22 protein-coding genes and 3 pseudogenes are annotated in these 23481 nt (G+C 55.7%); 12 read left to right on the top strand and 13 right to left on the bottom strand.

The window, feature by feature from the left end; genetic code table 11:
- Positions 1 to 31: 31 nt before the first annotated feature.
- Positions 32 to 169: a hypothetical protein gene (locus HNQ36_RS24830; RefSeq protein ID WP_184090340.1), complete on the bottom strand. Its 138-nt coding sequence runs from the start codon at positions 167 to 169 to the stop codon at positions 32 to 34.
- A 902-nt stretch (positions 170 to 1071) separates the two neighbouring features.
- Here HNQ36_RS24830 and HNQ36_RS24825 point away from each other — a divergent pair.
- Together HNQ36_RS24825 and HNQ36_RS24820 are read left to right on the top strand one after the other, a co-directional pair.
- Positions 1072 to 1557 carry a GreA/GreB family elongation factor gene (locus tag HNQ36_RS24825; RefSeq protein WP_184090337.1) on the top strand — a complete coding sequence of 162 codons (486 nt, stop codon included), beginning with the start codon at positions 1072 to 1074 and terminating at the stop codon, positions 1555 to 1557.
- A gap of 160 nt (positions 1558 to 1717) precedes the next feature.
- A complete protein-coding gene (locus tag HNQ36_RS24820) occupies positions 1718 to 2254 on the top strand; it encodes a PTS sugar transporter subunit IIA (protein ID WP_184090334.1) in 537 nt (178 codons plus the stop codon).
- A gap of 13 nt (positions 2255 to 2267) precedes the next feature.
- On the opposite strand, the pseudogene HNQ36_RS24815 reads toward HNQ36_RS24820, so the two are convergent.
- The 4 genes and pseudogenes from HNQ36_RS24815 to HNQ36_RS24800 all read right to left on the bottom strand — a co-directional run.
- A pseudogene (locus tag HNQ36_RS24815) lies at positions 2268 to 2675 on the bottom strand (cbb3-type cytochrome c oxidase subunit I); the annotation flags it as partial.
- Positions 2676 to 2684: 9 nt separating this feature from the next.
- A complete protein-coding gene (locus tag HNQ36_RS24810) occupies positions 2685 to 3008 on the bottom strand; it encodes an XRE family transcriptional regulator (RefSeq protein ID WP_184090332.1) in 324 nt (107 codons plus the stop codon).
- A 247-nt stretch (positions 3009 to 3255) separates the two neighbouring features.
- Positions 3256 to 4000: pseudogene (locus tag HNQ36_RS24805) on the bottom strand (PQQ-dependent sugar dehydrogenase); the annotation flags it as partial.
- A 76-nt stretch (positions 4001 to 4076) separates the two neighbouring features.
- Positions 4077 to 4529 carry an Hsp20 family protein gene (locus tag HNQ36_RS24800; protein ID WP_184090329.1) on the bottom strand — a complete coding sequence of 151 codons (453 nt, stop codon included), beginning with the start codon at positions 4527 to 4529 and terminating at the stop codon, positions 4077 to 4079.
- 119 nt (positions 4530 to 4648) lie between these two features.
- Here HNQ36_RS24800 and HNQ36_RS24795 point away from each other — a divergent pair, with 119 nt between their 5' ends.
- Together HNQ36_RS24795 and HNQ36_RS24790 are read left to right on the top strand one after the other, a co-directional pair.
- On the top strand, positions 4649 to 4825 hold the full coding sequence (locus tag HNQ36_RS24795) for a hypothetical protein (protein WP_184090326.1): 177 nt from the start codon (positions 4649 to 4651) through the stop codon (positions 4823 to 4825).
- Positions 4812 to 5138: a hypothetical protein gene (locus HNQ36_RS24790; protein WP_184090323.1), complete on the top strand. Its 327-nt coding sequence runs from the start codon at positions 4812 to 4814 to the stop codon at positions 5136 to 5138. The genes HNQ36_RS24795 and HNQ36_RS24790 overlap by 14 nt, the downstream gene beginning before the upstream one ends.
- Before the next feature lie 1209 nt (positions 5139 to 6347).
- Here the strand turns inward: HNQ36_RS24790 and HNQ36_RS24785 are convergent.
- The 3 genes from HNQ36_RS24785 to HNQ36_RS24775 all read right to left on the bottom strand — a co-directional run bounded on the left by HNQ36_RS24785 (position 6348) and on the right by HNQ36_RS24775 (position 11010).
- Positions 6348 to 9752: a CHAT domain-containing tetratricopeptide repeat protein gene (locus HNQ36_RS24785; RefSeq protein ID WP_184090320.1), complete on the bottom strand. Its 3405-nt coding sequence runs from the start codon at positions 9750 to 9752 to the stop codon at positions 6348 to 6350.
- Positions 9753 to 10326: 574 nt separating this feature from the next.
- The gene (locus HNQ36_RS24780; RefSeq protein ID WP_184090317.1) at positions 10327 to 10563 is read right to left on the bottom strand and encodes a hypothetical protein; all 237 of its coding nucleotides are present in this window, start codon (positions 10561 to 10563) and stop codon (positions 10327 to 10329) included.
- 267 nt (positions 10564 to 10830) lie between these two features.
- Positions 10831 to 11010, bottom strand: a complete 180-nt coding sequence (locus HNQ36_RS24775) for a hypothetical protein (protein ID WP_184090549.1) — start codon at positions 11008 to 11010, stop codon at positions 10831 to 10833.
- Positions 11011 to 12508: 1498 nt separating this feature from the next.
- On the opposite strand from HNQ36_RS24775, the gene HNQ36_RS24765 reads away from it, so the two are divergent.
- The 3 genes from HNQ36_RS24765 (at position 12509) to HNQ36_RS24755 (ending at position 13708) form a co-directional block, all read left to right on the top strand.
- A complete protein-coding gene (locus HNQ36_RS24765) occupies positions 12509 to 12958 on the top strand; it encodes an Hsp20 family protein (RefSeq protein WP_184090312.1) in 450 nt (149 codons plus the stop codon).
- 97 nt (positions 12959 to 13055) lie between these two features.
- A complete protein-coding gene (locus HNQ36_RS24760) occupies positions 13056 to 13394 on the top strand; it encodes a hypothetical protein (protein WP_184090309.1) in 339 nt (112 codons plus the stop codon).
- Positions 13395 to 13450: 56 nt separating this feature from the next.
- Positions 13451 to 13708, top strand: coding sequence for a hypothetical protein (locus HNQ36_RS24755; protein WP_246395536.1), 258 nt, complete (start codon positions 13451 to 13453; stop codon positions 13706 to 13708).
- Positions 13709 to 14566: 858 nt separating this feature from the next.
- Here HNQ36_RS24755 and HNQ36_RS24750 read toward each other — a convergent pair.
- Positions 14567 to 14770 carry a cold shock domain-containing protein gene (locus HNQ36_RS24750; RefSeq protein WP_184090306.1) on the bottom strand — a complete coding sequence of 68 codons (204 nt, stop codon included), beginning with the start codon at positions 14768 to 14770 and terminating at the stop codon, positions 14567 to 14569.
- Between the two features lie 1014 nt (positions 14771 to 15784).
- Between HNQ36_RS24750 and HNQ36_RS26525 the strand changes: the two are divergent.
- Positions 15785 to 16499, top strand: a pseudogene (locus HNQ36_RS26525) (nitroreductase).
- Positions 16500 to 16932: 433 nt separating this feature from the next.
- Here HNQ36_RS26525 and arsH read toward each other — a convergent pair.
- Together arsH and HNQ36_RS24735 are read right to left on the bottom strand one after the other, a co-directional pair.
- Positions 16933 to 17649: an arsenical resistance protein ArsH gene (arsH, locus tag HNQ36_RS24740; protein WP_184090303.1), complete on the bottom strand. Its 717-nt coding sequence runs from the start codon at positions 17647 to 17649 to the stop codon at positions 16933 to 16935.
- Between the two features lie 25 nt (positions 17650 to 17674).
- Positions 17675 to 18922, bottom strand: coding sequence for an MFS transporter (locus HNQ36_RS24735; RefSeq protein ID WP_184090300.1), 1248 nt, complete (start codon positions 18920 to 18922; stop codon positions 17675 to 17677).
- Positions 18923 to 19104: 182 nt separating this feature from the next.
- Between HNQ36_RS24735 and HNQ36_RS24730 the strand changes: the two genes are divergently transcribed.
- Positions 19105 to 19449, top strand: coding sequence for an ArsR/SmtB family transcription factor (locus HNQ36_RS24730; protein ID WP_184090298.1), 345 nt, complete (start codon positions 19105 to 19107; stop codon positions 19447 to 19449).
- Positions 19450 to 19891: 442 nt separating this feature from the next.
- On the opposite strand, the gene HNQ36_RS24725 is transcribed toward HNQ36_RS24730, so the two are convergent.
- Together HNQ36_RS24725 and HNQ36_RS24720 are read right to left on the bottom strand one after the other, a co-directional pair.
- Positions 19892 to 20239 carry a hypothetical protein gene (locus HNQ36_RS24725; protein ID WP_184090295.1) on the bottom strand — a complete coding sequence of 116 codons (348 nt, stop codon included), beginning with the start codon at positions 20237 to 20239 and terminating at the stop codon, positions 19892 to 19894.
- A gap of 385 nt (positions 20240 to 20624) precedes the next feature.
- On the bottom strand, positions 20625 to 21068 hold the full coding sequence (locus HNQ36_RS24720) for a hypothetical protein (RefSeq protein WP_184090293.1): 444 nt from the start codon (positions 21066 to 21068) through the stop codon (positions 20625 to 20627).
- Positions 21069 to 21354: 286 nt separating this feature from the next.
- On the opposite strand from HNQ36_RS24720, the gene HNQ36_RS24715 reads away from it, so the two are divergent.
- The 3 genes from HNQ36_RS24715 to HNQ36_RS24705 all read left to right on the top strand — a co-directional run bounded on the left by HNQ36_RS24715 (position 21355) and on the right by HNQ36_RS24705 (position 23403).
- A complete protein-coding gene (locus HNQ36_RS24715; RefSeq protein ID WP_184090290.1) occupies positions 21355 to 21930 on the top strand; it encodes a tyrosine-type recombinase/integrase in 576 nt (191 codons plus the stop codon).
- Between the two features lie 35 nt (positions 21931 to 21965).
- Entirely contained in the window at positions 21966 to 22961 is a 996-nt protein-coding gene (locus tag HNQ36_RS26320; protein ID WP_246395533.1) for a hypothetical protein, read from the top strand.
- A 226-nt stretch (positions 22962 to 23187) separates the two neighbouring features.
- Complete coding sequence (locus HNQ36_RS24705) at positions 23188 to 23403, top strand: hypothetical protein (RefSeq protein ID WP_184090288.1); 216 nt, start codon at positions 23188 to 23190, stop codon at positions 23401 to 23403.
- Positions 23404 to 23481 lie beyond the last annotated feature (78 nt).

Raw genomic sequence — 23481 nt, 5'->3', positions numbered from 1 at the left:
ACCCTGCTTCTGATCCGAAAGCGGATCGCGATCAGTTGAAGGCTCCCGACGCCGCCAGATACAACAGCATGACGCCACAGGTACCGAGCGCCGACAGAACCATAAGCATCGTGTCGAAGTTCTTCCGACGCAGGGTCGCTGCATGCGCCGACGTGTGAATGCTACGCATAGTGGTGGTCCTTTGCATGAAATAGCCATGCCAAACGCTCCGGAATCCCAGAGGCTGGGTTGTCATGGACGCGGATGCAGAAGCACTGACGTGCCGATCCGCTCAACGAACGCTGTATTGGGAATGGAACTCTCGACCCCGGGCGGCTTAAAGCCTGCCCGGGTTACCTGCCAATTTGCAGGCAGCCCGCGCGATAAATACGCTTTTGATGATGGGCCAGAATGCTCATAGCGTTAAGTTGGTGGGATTCAGAATTAAATCAAGCCAGCCCGTTAACACCGCGCCGTTTTGCCGCTGCACATTGCTTTCAGGACTGATCCCGACGGCCCCATTCGCAAATTCATCTGTGCCATAACACGCAGCACCGAGATTTACCGTTCGTGGTAGGTATCTAGGTGGCATCATCGGCGATCGAGATTGACTTTTATTCATGAGACCATAGATTTTGAGAATGGTCCGCGATTTAAATTGTTGGCAATCACATTTGCGCGCTGGTCAGATCCTGTCAGGACGCTGACCCGGCAGCGCGCGGTCGCGCTGTCCGGGATAGACTAAGAATCCAACTCCAAACTCTTGAACCAATCACGCGTGTGGCGTCAGCCACAAGCGCATTGGCGTGCGAGAATCAGGCGGCATCATCATTCAATCGATGTTGACGCCTCAGGCATTCTCGCCTGCTGGAGCCGGCAAGCGGCGAAGGGAGGAAAACACCATGGGCGTCATGATCTGCGCAGCACTTCTGCTCACAGCCTGGGTTGCATTTGTTTTCAGCAGGTACAACCCGGACCGAAGAATCTCGTCAGGCAGCGCACGTCCACCCCGCACGAGGCGAGCGCCGCATCGCTGGTACCGATAACCATCGTCGCAAGCTTCACAGCTCGGTCCAACGCCAGGAGAGTTAGATGAACATCGTCCACTGGGCCCCACCTCCCCTGCAGATCTGGGCACCCGACTTGCAGCGTCTTCAGCGGCTTGCCGATTCAGCGGAAAACGCCGGTCATCCCGCCGCGTATTTCCTGCTTTCTGAACTGAACCGCGCCAATCCCTACGATGGCGAAGAGCCACCTGCGTTCGCCGTCTCCGTCAATAGCTGGGTGACATTCTCCATCGACGATTCGAGCACCGTTCTGCGGCGGCTTCTGGTTCTGCCAGAAGATTGCGTCGATGCCGATAACCATTTGTCGGTATTGTCGCCAATCGGCGCGGCCCTCGTCGGACTGCCTCAGGGGTCGCGCATGCCGTATGTCGATTTTGACGGTGAAATAAAAGTCGTGACCGTCAAAGCTGTTCGCGCCAATAGAAATTCAAGACAACGAGAAATCGCGGCCGCAGTGTGCACCGCGCTTCTCTTGATCATTTGGATCGCGCTGGTGAGAATTTACAAATAACCTGCGAGTTAGATTCTCGTGTGGGTGGCATTTGTGTTTCGCAAATGCATCCAGATCGGAAGATTGCATCTGGCAAAGCGCGCGCGCCGTCCAAGGATGGGAGATAATCATGTCATCACAGCCTCTGACGAGCGCTGGGGACGTCCGTAGGGAGATCGCTATGATTGAAAATCTGCTGTCAGAACATGACATCGCGCTGCACGTCATTGCCAAAGGCAAGCGACCGGCCCTAACGAAAATTTCTACTGGCTTGGCGCAACGTGCCGGCATCACGGAAAAGACAATTCTTGCCGGCCTTCTCGCTCGCGAAAAGGTGGGATCAACCGCCTTTGGCAACGGTATCGCCGTTCCCCATGCCCTGCTTGACCTCTCACATCCGGTCGCTTCATTGACGCGGTTGTCTGCGCCGATCGACTTTGACGCGCCGGACGACAGTCAGGTCGACCTGCTTTTCGCGCTGCTCTGGCCTCGGCGCGACATCCAGCAATTCCTGCCAACTCTGGCAAGCGTCTCCAGAATGTTTCGCAACAAGTTCCTGCGCGAGGCATTGCGCGAGGCGCGTTCACCTGCGGAGGCATTTGCAATCATGTGTTTCGAGCCTATGCAATTTACGGATTCGGCTGTCGCGCATATTTCATGCGCCGTAAGTCATTCGTCGATACGGTCGATTTCACGTCGATGCGATTCAGAACCATAATGCACCGGTGCGGTCACTGGACGTGGGGCAGAACTTCGAACTGATGGAACGGCGGCGGCGGTGACAGCGTCCATTCCAACGTAGTTGCACCGGCGCTCCACGGATTGTCCTTGCTGACGAAAGACTGGATCACGCCGTAGATGAAGATCAGCACGCCGAACGCGGAGATGTAGAAGCCAATCGACGACACCAGATTTCATCCGGCGAACGCATCCGGATAATCGATGTAGCGGCGCGGCGTCCCCGACAGACCGAGGAAGTGCTGCGGGAAGAAGACCAGGTTCACGCCGATGAAGGTGACCCCGAAGTGCAGCTGGGCGATGCCTTCGCTGTACATTTAGCCGAACATCTTCGGGAACCAGTAGTACCAGCCCGCGAAGATCGCGAACACGGCGCCGAGCGACAATATTCTACCAATGTGGCCGTAAGGTCATGGCGCATCATCCGAGCCGACGATACCGCCCTCGCCTTCCAACCGAGCAATCTGCCTCACATCCTGACGAGTGAATTTTAGCCTGACGCCAGCTCCCATTCCGTCTGTTTCTTCGATAACGATCACCCCGAAATGGTCCAGACCACGGCTCACGGCCTCTATATCGTGCTCAGAATGGAGCCATGCGCTGCCGCTTGCCTCCGTCAGAAGCAACGCATCAACAGAAAGTCCGGAGGCCTCAGCGAAATCTACCTGACTGATGCCGGTTAAGGCACGGGCCGCAGCGATCAAACGTCCACTCATGCGAATTTTAGTGCTCATGCATAGATCCCAGGACCACGCGTTCGATAGTTAAGCAGTGTCTCATCAAAATTGCACGCATGATGGCGTCGGCGTCTTGCGAAAATTTCGTCATAAGCCGTGCGTAAGTATATATTATTGATCAACAGTCGGTCTGTCATCGACGTTTTGCGCTGCAGTGCGGTCTGCCAATGCAGCCGCGCGTGTCTCGCTGTCGGCAACCCGAGGGCCGCGCAGGGCCAAGCGCTTGCCTCGCAGCATCAGCGAGTTAGAAAGGGTTGGCCTTCGCCGGTGGTGATGCTGCCCCCGCGCGGGGTGAATTTGGCGTAACTCTCCAGACCGTGTTCGACAAATCGTCGGCGACGATCAAAGCGCCGCGCGGATCGACCGTCACTCCAACGGGGCGGCCACGCGTCTTGCCGTCCTTGTTCAGGAAGTCGGATACGAAGTCGATCGGGTCGCCGGCAGGCCGTCCGTCGCGGAACGGCACGAACACTACTTTGTAACCGACCGGCACGCTGCGGTTCCAGCTGCCGTGCTCGCCGACAAACGCGCCCTCTGCGAAGCGACCTCCCATCGTCGATGGTGGAAAATGCCAAGCCAAGTGCCGCTACATGGGATCCCAAGCTGTAGTCGGGGCGAATGGCTGTAGCGACCTTTTGCATATCCTGCGGCTGCGCTCGCGGATCGACGGTTTGCCCCCAATAGCTGTAGGGCCAGCCGTAAAAGCCGCCCTCGCGCACTGACGTCAGGTAATCTGGGACAAGATTAGGGCCAATTTCGTCCCGCTCATTCACGGCTGCCCAAAGCAGGCCTGTCCCGGGTTGGATGGCAAGAGCACTGGGGTTACGAAGGCCAGTAGCGTACCGCCTATGTGCTCCGGTTTTTGGGTCGATCCGCCACACCATTGCCCGGTCAACTTCGGCGTCCATCCCGCGTTCGGTGATGTTGCTATTCGATCCAATGCCGACATATAGGAAGCGACCGTCAGAGCTGGCGGCCATTGCTTTAGTCTCCATTCATTTGTGCGAAGCCGCACCCCGCCGGCTAAAGCTAGCGGGGAGCGCGTTTGGACTAAAGGCGCCGGAATTATGCGGCGGCCTTCGAGTCGAGTTGCTGGGCGTTTGAAACGCCGTTGACGGCGATCTGCCGAGGCTTCATCGCTTCCGGGATCTCCCGGACCAATTCGACGCGCAAAAGCCCATTGTCAAAGGACGCATTCCTTACCTGCACATAGTCCGCGAGGTTGAATTGTCGACGGAAATGACGCTCAGAAATACCTTGGTAGAGATACTCGCGCTTTTCGTCCGTCTTGCGCCCTTCAATTGTAAGCACATTCTGCTCGGCCGTAACATTGATCTCGTCGGGGCGGAATCCCGCCAACGCCAGGGAGATCTGGTATTGATCATCGCCCAGTCTCTCAATGTTATACGGCGGATAGTGAGCCTCAGCCTGCTGCTGCGCAGCATCAACGAGGTCAAACAGACGGTCGAAGCCGATAGATGACCGCCAGAACGGGGTGAAGTCGTAAGAAGTTCTCATAGCCAAATCCTCCACTGAGCAAGTTGGATACAAGCGAGCACCGAACAGCTCCGGTGCCCGTCTCCTCCGGACCCCCGAAGGGCACCCGGGCCGATAAACGGCGAAGAAAAAACTAGAAAATGTTCGATAGGTTTCAAGACCCTCTGGAAATATTTTTTAAAACTTATGCGCTGCAAAACCGTCCCGCCGCGTGGACAAAAATCAATCTGATCGCCTTGAAAGGCCAGTCAGTCGCTCTAAATTTTCCCGCGCCATCACAGAAAGGAGCAAAAGGAGGCGACCATGACCACGCGTGAAATCGATATTCATGCAAATTTACTATTCGCCGCGACTTTCAGTCATCCGTCGGAAGTCCTCCAGAACCCCGTCCTCTCCCCGGCAGAGAAGCGCTGCGTTCTCGCGGAATGGGCATCGGATGCATTCGCCGTCAGGAATAACCCTTGGCTCCGCCAATTACCCGGCTCGCCCGACACGATCCCGTTGAAAGACATCCTTGGTGCCCTGCGCCGACTTGATGACGAAGAAGACGTACCGCCGCCTCCGATCCCTGGTGGGGCGGCTTTGCGGCCACCGCGGGTCGAACCGATGGCTGAAGCCGTTGGATTCTGATCTGAGGTCGAACTATCCCATTCGAGCGGAACGTAAACAGATTCTCCGTTCCGCTCGGTTTATTTCCACAGATTGCAGCTAACCGGGGCGCATTAAGACGACGATACCGGGCTTTGAACGAAAGATGTCGCCAACTGAGGCGGGCTTATCCTTCGGCTTCCTCTTTTCGATGTAGGCATTCACGGTCTCTGCAAAGTAATGCTGAGTCCCACTACGGCGTTGCGCTGGTTGAGAACGTCTTGCTGGATGAGCCCGAGGCCGCTTTCCGGCCTTGGCCGGGTTGCTTCAGAGATTCGCCGATGGCTCGTTCTGCCAAGGGAATGCCGTTATTCCAGATGAGGCATAGGCCGAATATGGGGCCAGATTCGGAATTAGGTCAGCAACTTTACTTCCCCTCAGTGGGCCGCACCGCATTCAGCAGGATCGCAACCTCAGATAATTTGAGCGGGTCAGGCCGGTCTCAGTCGATGCACTGGTAGTACGCGGGCCCTTGCCGCCTGGAGGCAGCATCAACTTCACTGCCCGCCCGCACTTCGGACAAACGCGCTCGTTCATAGGCATCGCGGTCACCCTGCCACGGACGGGCCTACGTTAGTTCCAGCGCTGAATGAGAATCGAGTCCAATCTGCGGCGGCAGGCGCTACCTCGGGTGCGGTGCTTCCACGCGCGACAAAGCAATAGCCCCGTCCTACGAGGGTCGTAATGCATCGCGCGCCGTCCTTTCCATCGCCGAGCGCCTTGCGGAGGCTCGTCATGCTTAGCACGATCAAAATGTCTAGCGCTCTCGCGCCTTCCGGCTCGCGTTTTCCGGCGTCACTTTACTTCAAGGGTCATCTCCGCGCCACCAAGAGAATGAGAAATCGCCCCCTCGGGCTCGCACCCCAGCGCTGATTGCAAGGCGGAGGTACCACTGGCAGCGTCATTTTCTCATGATGCATAAAGGGCGTCCCGGCCCCAGCGTATGTATCGGCTCAATCCAAAACTGTCCTTCAAACATGCAACATCGCCTGTAAACCAAAAAATATTCTCCAATGAAGACGAAAAAAACCACCGCGACTGATAAGCTTTCTCATATTTCCATCAGTGAGCGAACTGACTCCATTTTGTCTCTTTGCTTATCAATTAGCGACTGACTTCATTTTGTAGTTTCACTATGAGCCAGCTGACGGATTGCTAAACGTGCGATGAGTGACGGCATAAACATCAGAATTACCTCGTCCCGCCATCCCCGACAATGCTGTAGGGCGCCCAGAATAATGGGTGCGCATAAGTAAACTCAGTTTTGCCGTCGGATCCCAGGTATCCAGGACCGTCCGCCAGTGCCATCATCGCCTGCTGTAATGCCTCGCCGCGTGTCAGCTTAACGTCATCCGCCTGCCGTTTGAACAAATCAGTCACGAGTTCACGCGCCGATTGCGAATGCACCGACCAATTTGTCACGAGCAACGCGCGCGTTCCTGCATAAAAGAATGCGCGTCCGAGACCCGATGCAGCCTCCGCCCCCGCACCTGCTCCCGCACCGGTATTGCAAGCCGACAACACAACCCAATCTGCATCCAGCTTCAAAGTGAGGATTTCTTCCATTGAGAGCAAGCCATCTCCCTCCGCACCGGAAACGTCAGGCGCGGAAAGTGCGAGAGCGGGCTGCGTCAAGCCGTTCAACTCACCGGGCACCAACCCATGCGTGGCGAAGGCCAGTATCTTGAAACCGGACAGATCCATAGTCTTCACTGTCTTCTCGTTTGCGTCCTTTCCGAGATTGAGAACCTTCGCGGGGTCAGCCTGCAACGCCAACGCAATTGACCTCAATTCTTCCGCTGTGTCCGGCAGCCGCGGCAACATGGCCAATTCCGCACTATCGACACCTTCGAGCTTCGGGCTATTGCGCCGTTTCAAAGGTAATCCTCGGGTCGTAACCGCGCCAGCACCTACGTCGGCCAGTTGGACTTTGCGATCCGCCTGCGCCGCCTCAACTTCCTGCAGCTTGCTGAAATAAGGATCGCCAAAGGCAATCAGTTCGCTCCGGCTTGGTTTGCCAGGCGGCAACTGACGCAGCGTGCGTAAAGCTGCGGCCGATGGCACCATCGTCACGGCATGGGTTCGCGCAAGCCATGGCACGTTGCGATAGCTCGCGAATAGCGGGTCGTCGTCGGCTTTGATTTCGGCAGATGCGACTGGAAGCAGTGACAAGGGTAGTAATCCGAGCGCGCCGTTTGTCACGACAATCAAGCTTTTGGACTGTTTCCATCCGGATTCGACCGGCTTCAAAAGCGACGCGTATAACTCGTATCCTAACTTGAGATCGAATGCTGGAATATCCGAAATCATAGCCGCTTGCGGTTCGAGCGCTTCCCGAAGCTTTCGGACTTTTGATTCCAACTCGCCGGAAGTCATTGGGATGACGGCAAAAGCTACAGGACCATTCTTTGGAACGGCCCACACAAAACCCGCGTCACGCCCAAAGTAAAAAGATAGCATCGCCTCGCCAGAAGCGAGCGTAGCTTTGATCTGATCGACGCTTGGCGGCTTGGGGTCTACAAGATCGGCATACGACGGAAACCGCTTATTGATGTCGAGCAATGCGTTATCGCGGTCTGTCCGTAACTTTGCGATCGATGCATTGACACCCTTCACACTTTTCTCGTCACGATCTCCGGACGGCAAAGAGAGAATATTGGTAAGCAGACCAAGCTGTGCGTTGACCTGCTTACTAAGGTCCTGCTCCTTGCGCACGAGTCCAGCAAGAGCCGGATCCTTGATCGAAGCGCGGGCACTCGATGCAGAAAGAGCCTTTTGAACAGACTGGCTCCGGATAGAATCTGCCAAATTAAAGGTTTCTACCGCGACATCGGAGCTCGCAGCAGATGCACTCGCAAGTAGCTGAATGTAAGCTTCGACGATGCCTCTCAGCCGCTCGCTGCGGCCGACCACAACCGTTGAATCGTCATCGTCGGAGTTCTCCCGAGAGGCGGCAAGCAGCACCGGAATAGCCACTTTGAATTCTCGGACCGCATCCGCAGCCCGGCCTGCCTTCATATAGCCGACCGCGAGCACACCGCGTGCCGATGCTGTGTCAAAATGCTTTTCGCCTATCCGGGCAATTTCACGCTTTAACAATGCTTGCGCAGCAGCAAGACCAACCTCGATTTGCCCAGAAGCGAACAGCGCATCGATGCGCGAGCCGTTTAACTCCAGGACTTCGCGGCGGCGGGGCTCCCATTTTTCAATGGCTTTATCGAGCTGCGCGTAAACCGCGGCCGCTTCCGGCAGCTTCCGCTGCAGGGTGAGGACAGCGCCGAGCTGTGACAGTATCTGTCCACTGAACTGGGTGTCGTCGCCAATCTTTAAAGTCCGCTGAATATCAAGTGCCGTTACCGTAAGTTTCTCAGCTTCGGAATACCTGCCTTCATCGACGAGAATGCTAGCGAGACCTAATACAAATCGCGTGGTCAGCGGATTGAACTTTCCCTGATCTCTGAGGCGACCCAGCAACGCTTTACGTGCATCTACTTCCGCTTCAGCTAAGCGGCCCTGCTTCGCCTTCATCCGGGCAACATTCAGCAGATCGGTATCTGCGGCCAACCTGAATTGACTCTCTGGAGGCACGTGCTGCTGATTTTTGAAATCAGGAATCGATGCAAGCTTCCACTCTCTCGCTTTTGCGTAAGCTGCTTCGGCTTCACGAAACTGACCGCGAGTTTCGAAGATTGTGGCGCGGAGAGATTCAACCTCTCCTTCCCAGTTTCGGCCTTTCTGAGAATAGCTTGTGCGCCAACCCGGGTGGCCGCTGGTCCGCGCCTCCTGGATCAAGGCGAGGCTGCTCCTCAAGTATCCCTCAGCCTGCAAAATATCTCCGAGCTGAACCAGAATTTGCCCGGAAGAACGCAGCGCTAGGAATCGATAACCTTTCTGTCCCGGTCGATCGGCATCCTTGACCATAAATTGGCTAATCTGCAGCGCTCCTTTAATATCACCGAGTGCCATCTTTTGCTGCCCGATGAAAATTCGAATGCGCTGGCTAAAATAGGCGTCGCCTGAACTCCGAGCAGCAGCCAGCGCCTTCTCTCCATCGCCCAGAGCCTCATAATTTCGACCCAGCAGGGCCCGAGCGGTCCCACGGTCAAGATAGAAATCTGCGAGATCCGATTGCGACGCATTCTTTTCCGGTTCGTCGTCAGCGTCCTCTCGAAGCTTCGCTAAGGTCGCGGGATCTGGCTTTTCACTTTCAAGGATCGCTGTGATATCCGCGATTGTCCGAGGCGGCGCTACGAAGCCGGCGGGGAGCGCATTGCCGGGGGCAACATTATCGCTAGGAGGCTTTCCGTCTTTGTGGAGCGCGATTGGCACATTCGCACGGCCATTTGCAGTATTTAGCGCGGCGAGCACGCAAGCCTTCACCTTAGGGCTAGCTTGCGCTCGACACGCTTCGCGACGTTGCTCCGCGTCCGCAGCTTTTCCCTGGCCAGCCATACACGCTTGAACAATGGGACGCCCAACCGTGTTACGACAGCTTTCCCTCGCCTGCTCCAGAGAGAGTGCGAAAGCTGCATTCATACCCGCGAACGTTATCGCTGCGCCGCACATAGCAGTGTACAGAACCACCGACCGCTTCATAAAAGCCTCCAAGTAAGTCCGTATAAATAAACGCTTTTTCAGCTCTAAAATGCTATTCTAGGAGGGGATGAAACTGTCCCTTTGACTATTCAAATTTTTGGCATTGTGGGAGACAGCCCGATAGCAGGTCAAGCGCCGCCGAGCTTATGACCCGTCATCTATTTTGATCGACCACACTAGTCTCGTTCGCCTGCGGTTAAGATGCTCGCGTGCTTTTACGCGAAGGCCATGGTTACTGCACGCCCTTAAGGTCAGCGGCCTATTCGGGAGACACTTTTCGCTGTCAAATCGACAATTGATAAGCTTTGTGACCTTTCCTTATCAGTTAGCCAACTGACTCCATTTCTGTAGTTTCCTTAGCAGTTGATTGACTGACTGTAATTTCATCATCAATCACAGCTAGCGGAGAGAACCGCGACCTCTTTCGCGGCGCGGGACTTGGGGTTCGCCGTCTTCCGATTCGTGACGGCTAAGCCGGCTGGTTTTCATCCGCACTGTCCCGCCAGCCGGGCTGATTATCTGCAGACGCGGAAGGGTGGTAGGCTGGTCAGGCCGTCATGTTGCATATCGGCGGCTAGGCCCGGCCGGTCATGAAGCCCCCATCTGCCCCTGACCGGCCGGGCTGATTTATTCCCCGCAGGCGGCGCGGATTGATGATGTTCTCGTTGGCGATCTGCTCGAGCAATTGCGTCTGAACGCGCTGCTCTTTCGCGCCATCCTTCAGCACAGTTTCGATGCGCTCCAACCAGAAACAACAATCCACGTTTTCAGTATCTTCGGCACATCTTGTTGGGCTCGGATGATGCTTCACGCGTCAAATCCCCCTGTGACCTGAGGGGACAAGCGCCGGTCTCAACGGTCGCGATTGGAACTCGGACGATTCTTAAATCTTTAATAAATTGCGGAGCATCATCGCATCCAGTCAGAACACCGGGTGCGTTATGTCCACGACCCAGCTCAGGGGCGTTTGCAACGGCTTCATTAGCGCCTCCTATTTCGGGATCGCGCTGCTCGCTGGGACGTTCCTGTTCATCGCATTGCGTTGACGAACGATGGAATTCAACCGACGTCTTATCGTTTACGGATACGTGGCGGCTGCGACCATTTTGGTCGCCACTGCCATCAAAGTACTTGGCTGATCCAGCAAATTTTCTGCTGGATGATAGATCTGGATTTCCCAAATGCTCATTACAGCCCCGAAATACCTTGAACTCGAAGTCCCCTGCCCGAACTGCGGCACAAAAACCGCGAGGTCCATCGAGTGGCTCAGAACCAATTCCGAGTTTGTCTGCCGCCAGTGCGGAACGACCGTCGATGATTGCGGCCGGATTGCCGCGGAGCGCGATCGATTTGCTCGCTGATGAAGTCATGCCGCCGTGTCTGATTCAGAGGTGCCGCGCAGGAAAAAGGGCGGGACGAAGATCGGACCGCGAGACGGCCCGTTCGTCGCCCGCTTGAACTCCGGCGCCCGGCACTTACTTGGTCCGCCTCAATCAAAAGCCACGAGCGCCCACTATTCGCCTTCGCTGGCATATGGGCAGCCCTGGCATGGCACGCACGGCACCAAAGCAAATCCTGCGCGAAACGATTGGAACAATTTGCGTATTGCGCGACGTCGTTAATGCCGTGGGAAGCGGCGACGATGCCTTGTTCGCGGCTTTGGAGTCCATTAGCGCTCCTCTCTATCACTGAGGTCAGCGGAACAATCACCTATTACAATACGGCTTGTGTGGCTTTGCCGAGCGCACTCCGACGATCGGTAAAGATCAATGGTGCGTAACGTGGAAGCTATACGCAGACGACGGCAGCTTTCGACCGCATTCGGAATGCCCCATGGCGGCGACTCTTCGGACGAAGCAACGAATTCGGGGAATGACTGCGATAGCCGAACGTCCCGATGGCACACGCGTAAATTTCTTGCCGTTCCCCACACCGTTGTTCGGGCCGACCCGCTTGCTCGTCGGAGCGGTCAACATCCTAATCGATGTAACGGAATCCCGTCAGATCACAGATCTTGAGGTTCCAGGCTGCGCGGTGCCGTCGCTTGGCAAACTCACTTGGCGAGCAAGGCCCTTGCTTTGGAAAAAGCTGCAAGCCCGCTCAGGTACGAGTAAATCTCGAAATTTCTTCGCCAGAATTGAGCAGCGGTGGAAGGAGCGGCACACAACTTCCCTCTACGCCGATGACAAGATCAGGGATGATTTCGAGGTCCCCTTAAGCAGACCGAACCGTCCGCCTTCGATGTTGCTTTGGAAGAAGCTCGGAAGTTCGACGCCGAGGCGTGGGCGAAGCTGGGAGCGGGTCTGAAGCCTTGACCGCTCTCACCCGTCGCCGCCGCAAAACCGAACAACATGAGGCATGGGACCCCGGCGGCCTTGGGTTTTCGTCTCCCGGGCTGCGTCTCCGATCGAAATAGTGGCCTGAGTTTAGAGAGGAGCGCCCACGAAGGGCACCGCAGTGGTATGCTGAGGTTCAGGCCGGCCCGAGGACCGATTTCTTCTTCAGATTATGAATGCCAGCCGCGCAGTTTAGGCAGATCGCAGACCGCGGGGATTTTCGTCGAGCGGCCTTCCTCCCCTTTAACCAATCCCATTCTCTCCAAATTTTTTTGAGCGAGGCTTGAAACCCGCAGCCGTTTTTCTAATTTTTATCCTGCCGACAACGGTCCGGACGCCCCTTGGGGGTCCGGTGGAGACGGGCACCGACGGTGTTCGGCGGCCCGCTTGTAACCATCTTGCTCAGTGGAGGATTTGGCTATGAGAACTGCATTTGATGTTACCCCGCTATGGCGGTCTTCGGTCGGATTCGACCGTCTCTTCGACCTCTTGGATGCTGCACAGCAGCAGACGGAGGCTCATTATCCACACTACAACATCGAAAAGCTGGGCGAGGATCGATACCAAATATCGGTCGCGCTGGCGGGATTCCGGCCGGATGAGATCAACGTCACGGCCGAGCAAAATGTGCTGACGGTTGAAGGGTGCAAGACGGACGAGAAGCGCGAGTATCTCTATCAGGGGATTTCCGAGCGCCACTTCCGCCGGCAGTTCAACCTCGCCGATTACGTACAGGTACGGAACGCGTCCTTTGATAATGGCCTGCTGCGTATCGAACTGGTTAGGGAAATCCCGGAAGCGATGAAGCCTCGTCGAATCGCGATTGATGGACAAAGCAACGTCCAGCGTATCGATCATAAGGCTGCCTAAAACCGCCATTCGCGGTCCGCATAGCTTCCGTCGACACGGATGTCGGCGGAAGCGTGCATCATTCAACAACAGGAAGGAGTAAATAGGAGAAACGACCATGAGTTCAGTTGAGCGCAACTTGAACATGGATATTCATGTTAACTCGCTTTTGGCCGCAATGTTTAGCCACCCCTCCGAGGTGTTGGTGAACAGGATCCTCTCGCCTATGGAAAAACGATGCGTCCTTGCTGCATGGGCGTCAGATGCGTTCGCAGTCAGGGACAATCCTTGGCTTCGCGAACTTCCAGGTTCTGCCAATCCGGTGCCTGTGAAGGACATCCTTGCCGCCTTGCGGCAGCTTGACGACGAGGACGACAACGGGCCTCCACCCCTGCATGGAGGCGCCGCGCTCCGTATGCCGATGCTCGAGGAGCCAGCGGCGGCTGTTGGCTTTTAAGTGGAAGCGGAGCCTCGCGTTCGCGAAGCTCCGTTTACTGCAACGAGAAAGGACGAATGGAGGATATCGTGTCGACGATGGCTATTGACGAAAAGCTCGCCCGAATCCGCGCGCGTACCAGCAATATTAGGCGATATCGGCGTTTGCTGAAGACGGAGCTCACCGATTTGGAACGCAACTTCATCTTGAAGCGGCTGTCCGAAGAGGAGGCGGCCTTGGCGGAACTATCTGACGAGACCTTTCCTTTCCACGTTGGACCAAGAGCCCACAATGGGTGGGCAAAACTCGATCTGAGGGAAGGGAGCCATGGCTAGTAGCGCGGACGATTTCCTTATTCCGGGCCATCAAAAGATCATTGGCCATTATCAGCTTTTGCTCAAATCGCCCAATCTAGCCCCGTCAGAAAGAAAGTTAATTGAATCACGGCTGAGAGAAGAAGAAGCTCACGTCGAAACGCTTAGCCGTCTAACCGTACCTGGCCCTCCGTAAGCTGGAATAGGGTGCCCTCGCCCGCACACTGAGCGGTTGCGTTTTGCGTCCATGCATTTTGCAACTGATGACGTGGTTCCGATGCACTCTTCGTCTCTGCTTTTCCAACCATGCGTTCACTCCGTTCTTCAGACGAGCGTGATGCGCCGGGGAACGTCATTCCGATTCGTGGCGAGGGAGAGTCCGGTAGGTAAAGTTAGCTGACCTAGCAGATCGCGGCATGCTGCGATAAGCTCAGACAACGAGGCTGTCAGCCGCCGCGCGGAGAGATCAATGGACGGAAACATTTTCAATAGCAGCGGAAAGCCCGTCGCGACGGTAAAGGGCTCTTCAGTTTACGATCTGAGGGGAAATAAACTTTACAATCTGAGAGGCACAAATATCTATAGACTCTCGGGCGAGTTGGTTGGACATTTGGCGAGTACAAGCGGCACTAACACGCGCCTCGATAGTGCGACAGACAAGCTGTTTCCTGATCGCTAATCGCGTTCCGGGCCTAGGCGGTAGCTCCCCCCGACGATCGGTAACCACATCTAGAACTATTTACCCGCGTCCTCGCCTGCGCTTGAATGCGCGGCATGAGTATCCTGTCGTTCTTCCGCCGGACCAAATCCCGCTATATCGATGACAAGGCCGTGGACGGTTTTGAACGCGTCCTTAGGCGGCTGTGAGTCTCGCCGTGATTATCCGATGCGCAAATTCTCTGCGGACTCTTTGCCGCGGTTTGGAACGACGTCGTAGCTGACCTTTGCACCCTCGCTGAGGTTGGAAAGTCCTGCCCTCTCGACCGCCGAGATGTGTACGAACACATCCTTGCTGCCGTCGTCTGGCTGAATAAAGCCGTATCCCTTAGCGCCGTTGAACCACTTAACAATGCCCGTAGCCACGTTTGAAAATCTCCATTTGGTAAAGCTTCGAGAGCAAATCCGAAAAATCAACGACACACAAGATACCGCCTGCGTGAACCCGCGTGGCGAGAAAATAGCCAAGGCCGACGCAATGAAAGGCTTTCAGCGGCTGGAAAGCCTCCAGCGTGCCAATCGCTGCCAGATACCCGGACCCGGGTGTCTTCTCGTTGCAGTCAAATCATCAATCGCTTTTGCCGCCGCCTCGTTGAACACTGCCATAGATCTACCACCTGCTTTTGCACACGCTTCCAGGCGATCAGCTATGTAAGTCCGCGCGGCTGGAGTGTCCTCTTTGAGCCGTTTACACGCGCGCTCAAGGGCAGCAGTCATATACGCAATTGTGTTGGTTTCAAATTCGATCAAATGAAGTCGGAGCGATCAGGGAATACGGCCTGTGTAGTCAAAGTCATTCACGAGGCGACCACATTCATCAACGATGGTCCCGCAGCCACGGCAACAAATTCATTGTTCTCTCGCAACCATCCTAATGTCTTCTTGGTTTTCGTTCCGCAGTTCCCGCAAGAGACATTGATTTAAAACGAATGGGACGCCGACGACATAGACATCGATCTCGCATTTAGACTTTTTCTTAGAAAGAAGCCGACGTGCTCGATTCGCATCCCCCATTTGGGGACTTAACGCTGCCACCGCGCATAGATCCGTTCCCCGCCGACCCGCTGCAAGCAATAGATACTTCAATGCCAGATCTAGCACTGTTTATCTGCGCTAGTAGTGACGGGTGAATGTGGCATGGGACCTAAGCCGCGCGAAGCTCTCTTTTGGCTGACTTGATTGATCGGAGCCTTCTAGTCGAATCCGGCTGGCGCCGGGCTCGACTGATAAGGTTTCGCGTCTTTCCTTATCAGTTAGCCAACTGACTCCATTTTCACCATTTCCTTAGCTGTTTCACTGTCACTCTCTATTTTGCGCGAAGGCCGAGAACCCGCGATTATTTAAGCCGGTTCGAAATTCTTCCGGGAGAACATCAGACAAATGCGATTTGATGACGTTATCCTTGGTCGCCGAAGCATCCGCGGCTACAAACCCGATCCAGTACCCAAGGCGCTGATTGAAGAAATCATCGGTTTAGCTATGCGCGCCCCGTCGTCCATGAATAGCCAGCCCTGGAATTTCTACATCATCACTGGCGAACCGCTGGATCGAATCCGGGCCGGCAATACTGAGAGGATGGGGACAGGCGTGCCACAGTCGCGCGAGTTCCGCACGGGTCAGGCATTTACGGGTCAGCACCGAGAAAGACAGGTTGGCGTCGCCAGCAATTGTTCTCCGCAATGGGGATTGAGCGCGATGACAAGATAGGCGCCAAGACTGGGTGCTGCGCGGCTTCCGATAATTCGACGCGCCTGTATGCGTGATCGTAACCTATGACCGCGAGTGACGATACCCACTTCGATTGGGCGCCGTCGCGACGACTCTAGTCAATGCCGCCTGGTCTCGCGGGCTGGGTGCCGTGATTAACAGTCAGGGCATCGTGCAATCACCCGTGGTACGCGAGCACGCCGGAATAGATGACAATCAGGTCATCATGAAAAGTATTACGCTGGGCTGGCCGGATGAAAACTTCTCGGCAAATGCGGTTGTGTCCGATCGAAAGTCCGTCGACGAAGCTAAGGACCACATGTCGTTTTTTGGACGGCTGTGCGGAGCCTTGACGCTATCGCTGCGGGCGCGCCTGGAGCCGACGTGACATGTTCAACGTCGGCTAATGGTCCTCAGTCAGCCTGGGTGAACAGCAAGAGCAGACCGTTACAGTCCCTGTCCATCGCCTCCTAACCGCCGTAGATTGGCCCGTAGACGGGCTGTTTGACAATTTCGGCGCCTCTCCGCGAGCTCGGCGACTATCGCCTTGACATCGGAGGCGCCATGAAGGCGTCGGCGCAATCTTCGGCCAGAGTGCCGTTCGGGCCTCCTGCCCAGTCATGAACACGATCGTGGCTCCATCGCGGAATAGCATGGAGAAGCTGGCCGGATCGTCGACCGCGTCGTCGAAACAGAACCCTTGGACATCGCGATGGTGTGCGGTCGTCATGGCTACGCTCTTCACGAGGAAGCAGGCGCGGAATTCTTCACCTTGACCATCAGGGGGCCCTCCTAATGAAGCAGCCAGCAGAGCTTCGTTGCTAGACAAGCGCCGCCCGGGCCAGCTCATCGGCTGTGGAGAGAGCTGCCCGAGCCTTGCGTTCGCTGTAGCGGTCGACAAGGTAGTCGGCACGATCTCGGATTAGTAGTGTGAATTTCATGAGCTCTTCCACCACGTCGACAAGCCTGTCGTAGTAGGCCGACGGCCGCATCCGCCCGGCTTCATCGAATTCCTTATATGCCATTGGGACCGACGACTGGTTGGGAATCGTAATCATCCTCATCCAACGCCCCAGCAGGCGCATGGTGTTGACGGCATTGAAAGATTGGGACCCACCGCTGACCTGCATCACAGCTAGAGTACGCCCTTGCGTCGGTCTAACTGCGCCAACCTCAAGCGGAATCCAGTCAATCTGCGCCTTCATCACCCCTGTTATCGCGCCATGCCTCTCCGGGCTGCACCACACCTGGCCTTCCGACCATTGCGACAGCTCTCGAAGTTCCTGGACCTTCGGATGGTCGGGGGACGTGGAGTCAGGCAGGGGCAAGCCAGTGGGGTTGTAAATGCGGGTCTCGGCGCCGAGCGTGTCCAGCAGCTTCGCTGCCTCCCCGATCATGAAACGGCTGTACGAGCGATCGCGAAGGGAGCCGTAGAGCAGAAGTATCTTCGGCTTGCTGGTGAGCTTTCCCGCGGGCGCTAGCAGCTCTGGGTCCGGGATAGACATTGATCGCAGGTCGAGTGATGGAAGTTCGTGCACCTTGGGACTCCATAGGACCAAAAAGCTAAATTAACGACTTCGGCCGCAGCGCCGGGGATCGAACCAACAGCAGCGCAGCCGTCAGCGCCGCCAGAATCGCCGCGCTTGCGAAGCCCCACAGCGCGGGACCATAGCTCCCCGTAACGGATAAACTGATGATCGGCGGCAGTGGGCCGAGCGCGGCGCCAACAACGGAGGCGACCGACGCAACGCCCCGGATGGCGCCCATGTTTGTCCGGCCGAAGGCTTCGGCGTAGCCGGCGGCCTGGACGGTGTTCAGCCCACCTAGGGCGATGCCTAGAGCCGCGGCATACGCGGCCCCCGTGACGATCGAGCCGGGCACGCTCGACAGGACGGCCGCCGCAGCGAGCACGGCGAGGAGGGCCGGAAGCAGACAACGCACCCCAAACCGGTCGATCAACAGGCCTGCTGTCAGGATCGCGAGCGCCTGCATCCACGCCATGGGCGCAAGCAAGGTCACGGCGGTGTTTCGGGTGAACCCTCCACTCGTCAGGATCGAAACCTGATGAAGCAGAAGGGCGGTCCCGATCATGTTACTCAAAAAGCCTGCCAGGGTCAGGATCCAAAAGCTGCTTGTGCGTAGCGCCATATGGAGGGTTACGACCGGTTCTTTGGGAGCACTTGCGTTCACCGCAGGAACGCTCTGATCAAAGTCAGGACGCAGCCCGAATCTTTCGGGTTTGTCTCGAACCGTCAGCACTAGCAGCGGTGTGACCACTAGAGCAGTGATGCCGGCCGCGATCAGATAAACCTCCCGCCAACTCATCACCTCGAGAAGACCGTTGGTCACGACGGGGTAGACCACGCCTCCAAGCGCGCCGCCGCCAACGACCGCGGCCGCGGCGACACCTCGCCTGCGTACGAACCAAAGGTTTATGATTTGCGAGCTCAGAAGCGCCAGCCCGCCGACAGCCGACCCTCGAAGCGCCGCAAAGCCGATGGTCAAAAGTACGGTGTTGTTCACTAGAGTTATGCCGACACATGCGAAGGCAACGCCGAGGCCGATCGCGAGAGCGGCAGGCTGCACGCCGCGTCTGTCAATCCAGCGACCGATGAAGGGCGCTGGGAGAATACCGATCAAAGTGCCGAGAGAATATGCCAGGGCGGCCTCGCCCCTTGAAATGCCGACGTCTTCAACGATGGGGTCAAAAAACGCCGCAACACCTACCGTTTGACCGACGGTGGCGGCGAATGCTCCCGTGGCCGCTGCGACTAATATGATCCAGCCGTAGGCAAACGGCACCTTGACCATCAAGCGATCAGGCGGCGTCGAACTCGTTAGCATCACGTCTTGCTCCCCAACATCCCCTGGCGCGGCCACTTCGCACGCGTGCATTGTTATGCACATGTTACATGCCCTATATGTGCATGGCAATGCACATTATGAGGGCGACGACCGTTGACATGTGCACTAGGGCGCCTAGGTTCCGCGACATGACGCAGCTCCAAGTGCGACGCACAGAAGCAGCCAACGCCTGTATCGAGGTGCTCGACACGGCATTTTTTAACGCGCTTTGTGAACCGGTTCGGGTGCAGTTGGTTCGGGCTCTGGTCCTCCAGGGCGAAGCCGATATCCAGACGATTGCAGCAGGCTTCAAACAGGACCGGTCGGTCATCTCGCGCCACCTCCAAGTCCTCGAGAAAGCCGGAATCGTGTTTTCGACGAAGACCGGCCGCCACCAGATCTTCCAGTTGAACGGCCCGGAAATCGTTGAGCGTATGGAGGCGATGCTGCGCCTGATGCGCACCCTCGTACCGATTTGCTGCCCGGGCCGGTGAGCTAGACGCCGTCGCGCGAGCCGCCCGGCGCGGCGCCTGATCCGCCCATGGTTCGAGCTTTTCACTGACTTCACTCGTAAAGCTTGCACCCTTAGCGAGCCTACGGCCCAACGCGGCAACAAAGCCCTCATAGCGCTCCCTGCCCTTCGCCTGCGCTGCGGACTGTCCAGCGTCAGGCACGGCGGGGTGATGGTCAGCCAGAGCCGGACGAGCAGGGTCACCATTTCGATGGATAGCTCCGCCAACTGAGAATAATCCCCAGAGAGCATTGCTGCAGCATCGACAAGAAAAGCAGCCGGGTTATCATCATCCCTGAACAGCGATGTGCCCCAACCCTCTTCTTTTCTGAATTCTTGTTGCAGCTCTGGCCGCTCGATAACATCGCGCAGAGCTGCAAGATGCTCACGCATTTGTTGCGTGAGCATTTACACGTCCCTCTCCTCTAGTTTGAGAGTCGAGACAAATCTTCGCGCAATTTGGATCGGATTATCTCGATCCCTTTCACCGCGTCATCTAACTCTTGCTCTGTTTTTCTCACGATGATTGTCGCTGCTTCACGCAATTTCGCCTCAAAGCCGGCATCGGCAGGATCTGGCAAAATATCAACTATCTCGTAGAGCCAATGACACTCCGAAATATTCTCCAAGGCACCGACGATATATTCCAATTCGCCCTCCTCCTCGATGTCGTACAAGCCCCACAGTGATAGTTTCTTAGAACAGGCCTCGACTAGTTCATTGCGCGTGGCGAACGCGGTTTTTTCCTTCTTAAGTTTGTCAAAGATCGTCATGTTATAAAGCCTCTTCAGCCCAAGGGGGGCCACATCCCGAAGCAACAACGGTTGCGACCTTCTACTTTACAAGATGCATTTTGTTGACCTCTTGCGCGCGATAGCCATCAATCTTTGCAGACGGTTCAGAACTGATAAGGAAAGGCGACTTTGCTTATCAGCGATCTCGCAGGGGATTTAATCGTTGGATGTGCGCATCCTAATTGGCTCATGGAGAGACACTAAACCGTCGAGGGGTCCACGCTGAACCCCTAGTCAGGCGTGGACAACTATTCTCTTAATGCAGCTTATTGGGCGCGGCTTGCTTATCACGTTTTCGACTTTTGATTTCGGTCTCTGGCCATGCTTGTCGCAGGAGTGACAAACATGGCCGCTCTACCTATCGTTACCCTGCGCCCCCAAGACGTTGACCGCTTGCTGTAAGCTTCCACCTTCTTAGACCATCGGGATCTCGTCCATCTACAACGACATACCCGGCGGCGTAACTCTTGAATGCTACCGCGGTTTTATTGAAGGCGTGCTCCATTAAATTGAACAGACCAGGATGGTGCAGGCCTGGAATATCGATCACGTTTGTATCCTCCATTTCAAGTTCCAGGCACTCCTCGGAAATTCCGAATCCAACTAGATAGAGGACGCCGGCTGTTGGCAGCCATCGCATCGTTGTCATCGAAACATCTTTAGTAGCGATCTCGCGGCCAACCAATTCCAAGATTGAATGTAGACGTACGGCGAGCGGATACCGCTCCCACTCATGATCTGTTTCGCTGTATTCGGCATCGAGCCAGCGTGCAATTTCTTCCAAAAACGGATGAATCAGTAACTTCATTTTTCTCTCCATAAAGCATGTTTTGGGCCGCCGCTTGAAAGCGAACCGCCTTCTCGGGATAGACAGAAATTCCTGCTTGTGGGACCGGCCGTGTTGGATTGACCTAGGTTTTTCTATTTTGACCGGTTGTTCGATCAGCTTTCTGCCAGGGAGTATTTACAAGATTGAATTTCGACCAATTCGTCTGACGGTCAGCAACGTTCAGAAACGCGTTATGAAGTGTCCAAGATTTCTCTTGAACAAAGATTCTTTCAAACTAGAATCTTGCTACTAGAGTTCGAGAGCAATGCCGGGCAAACAGGCCAAGATACTTTCGTCTGATCACATCGAAGATTTGATTTTCTTCGCAGAGCGCACCCGGCAACCGGATCGAAATCGCCTCATCGTCTTGCTATCAATCAAAGCCGGCCTTCGTGCCGCTGAGATCGCAAAGCTCACATGGGACATGGTTCTCGATGCAAGTGGTGGCGTGAGCCCCCTGCTTGAGCTGCAAGATCACGCTGCAAAGAAAGGCCACGGGCGACGCATCCCACTTCATCCTGATCTTCAGAATGCGCTCACTATCGTGCTTGAGGGCTCAGATGGTTCTGGCACCGTTGTTCGATCTGAGCGCGGCGGACAGATGACACCTCTAAGTATCGTAGTTTGGTTTTATAGAGCTTATGAAGCTTTGGGCTTGAAGGGTTGCTCGTCCCATTCCGGTCGCAGAACATTCATCACTAGAGCTGCGCGTCAAGCTCACAACGCCGGTGGTTCATTAAGAGACGTACAGTTACTCGCTGGCCACCGGTCAATCCAAACAACAGAACGATATATCGATGGCGACAGCGATGCGCAGCGGAGGCTGATATCGCTCATCTGATAGCATCAGTTTCTCCGTACCTACATGGCACTGCCATGTCTTTCGAAGGAGCGACCAAACTAATCCATCAAGTTTGTACGTTGGCTGGCTCGACCAGCTTGCTCGATGATATTCGCGCGCAGACGCGAGAGTCAGGAATTTCTACCGCGATAACACGACACGATTCCGCAGCAATCTTTGATTGGCTAATGACGTCGTTTAGCTATCAAGGGATTTCCGATCGGGTCGCCCGTAGTTACCTGGCCAAGCACGGTAATATTCGGTGGGCTGATATCGAAGCCTCACTGCGGCAAGCGCAGCCCTGCTCCAAGCTCACAAACTACTGGAGCTATGGCGAGTGCCGTTACGACAAAGGCAGCTCAACCTGCAGCCAGCCAGAGCATATTGCCGATTGTGCAGTCCCACAGCACAAGCTTCGCAACGGTCGCTTGAACCAGACAGCTTATAGCTTTTTTCTGTTTGTCCGTGACATCGCCGAAGGCGACCTTGTTGGATGGATCGATGAAAGGCTGCGCGAACCTAGGAACGCCCACGGTCGAACTGAGGCCGAAAGCGCGATGGAGCGCCAAGAACGCCTTCTCGGGCCCCTTCGCAACGTTTACGGCGTCTCGGACAAGATCCTCACAATGAGCCTTTCTGGCCTGCTGATAGGCGCCCCCAATAGCCATCAGAATTGGCGCGAGACCGGCTTCGGCATGATCGCGATAGATTCGCTCGTCCATAACTTTCTGCACCGTACGGGCATTCTGCATGGCTGCGGCAAGCCTCATAACTACGGACCCGCGTGTTACGCCACTGGCGGCTGCGCGAGCATCGTCCGGGACGCTTCAGCACAGATAGACGCGGCCAGCTTTAATTCGGGATTTCCGGCGAACTTTCCGCGATTTGTGCAGCATGCGATCTGGCGGTTCTGCGCCGCCGATGGCCTCGACATCTGCAACGGCAATCGCATTGACGACCGAAAATCGTGTGAAAATCGCTACTGTCAACTAGGTCGAAAATGCCAAAAATGGCCTCTAAAACCTCAATAATAACAGATATTTATAAGTATATATTACGCTTGTTGCACTAGGCATTTTCAGCTAATCTTTATATGCTAAGGTCGATTTGCGACTTAGCCATTTTATATACTTGGAGATACTCCACTATGCTGTTTAAACCACCGCCAGATCGGCTTAGGCCGACACTACCTCAACTTGAATCAGTCGCAAAGAAAGGGAGCCAATCGGCTCCCTTCTGCATTTCTGGGAGCCGCCAATGACCAAGAAAGCCAAAAATCCGATGAAGGACGGCAGTCCAATGTTTGTCTTTGGACACGACGAGACTGGCAAACCACGCGGTGCGAGGTTCACCGACACGCTCGATAGTACGGCCACGGTGTGCTTCAACATGGGCCTCAAGGTCGTCGTCTCAATACCGACCGAGATGACAGAGCTTGTCGGCAAGCTGCCGCTGGTGTCCGTCGTCAGATAATTTGAGACAGATGGCGGGCTGATTTAGTGGAGGCTCTGGCCCATCTTGTTTGTCATTTTAGGCTGCAGCTTTGCGATG

Origin of the sequence: Afipia massiliensis (genome assembly GCF_014203115.1) — a bacterium.
Lineage (GTDB): Bacteria > Pseudomonadota > Alphaproteobacteria > Rhizobiales > Xanthobacteraceae > Afipia > Afipia massiliensis.
The sequence above is the reverse complement of the archived record's forward strand: the minus strand, read 5'-3'. Positions and strand labels throughout refer to the sequence as shown.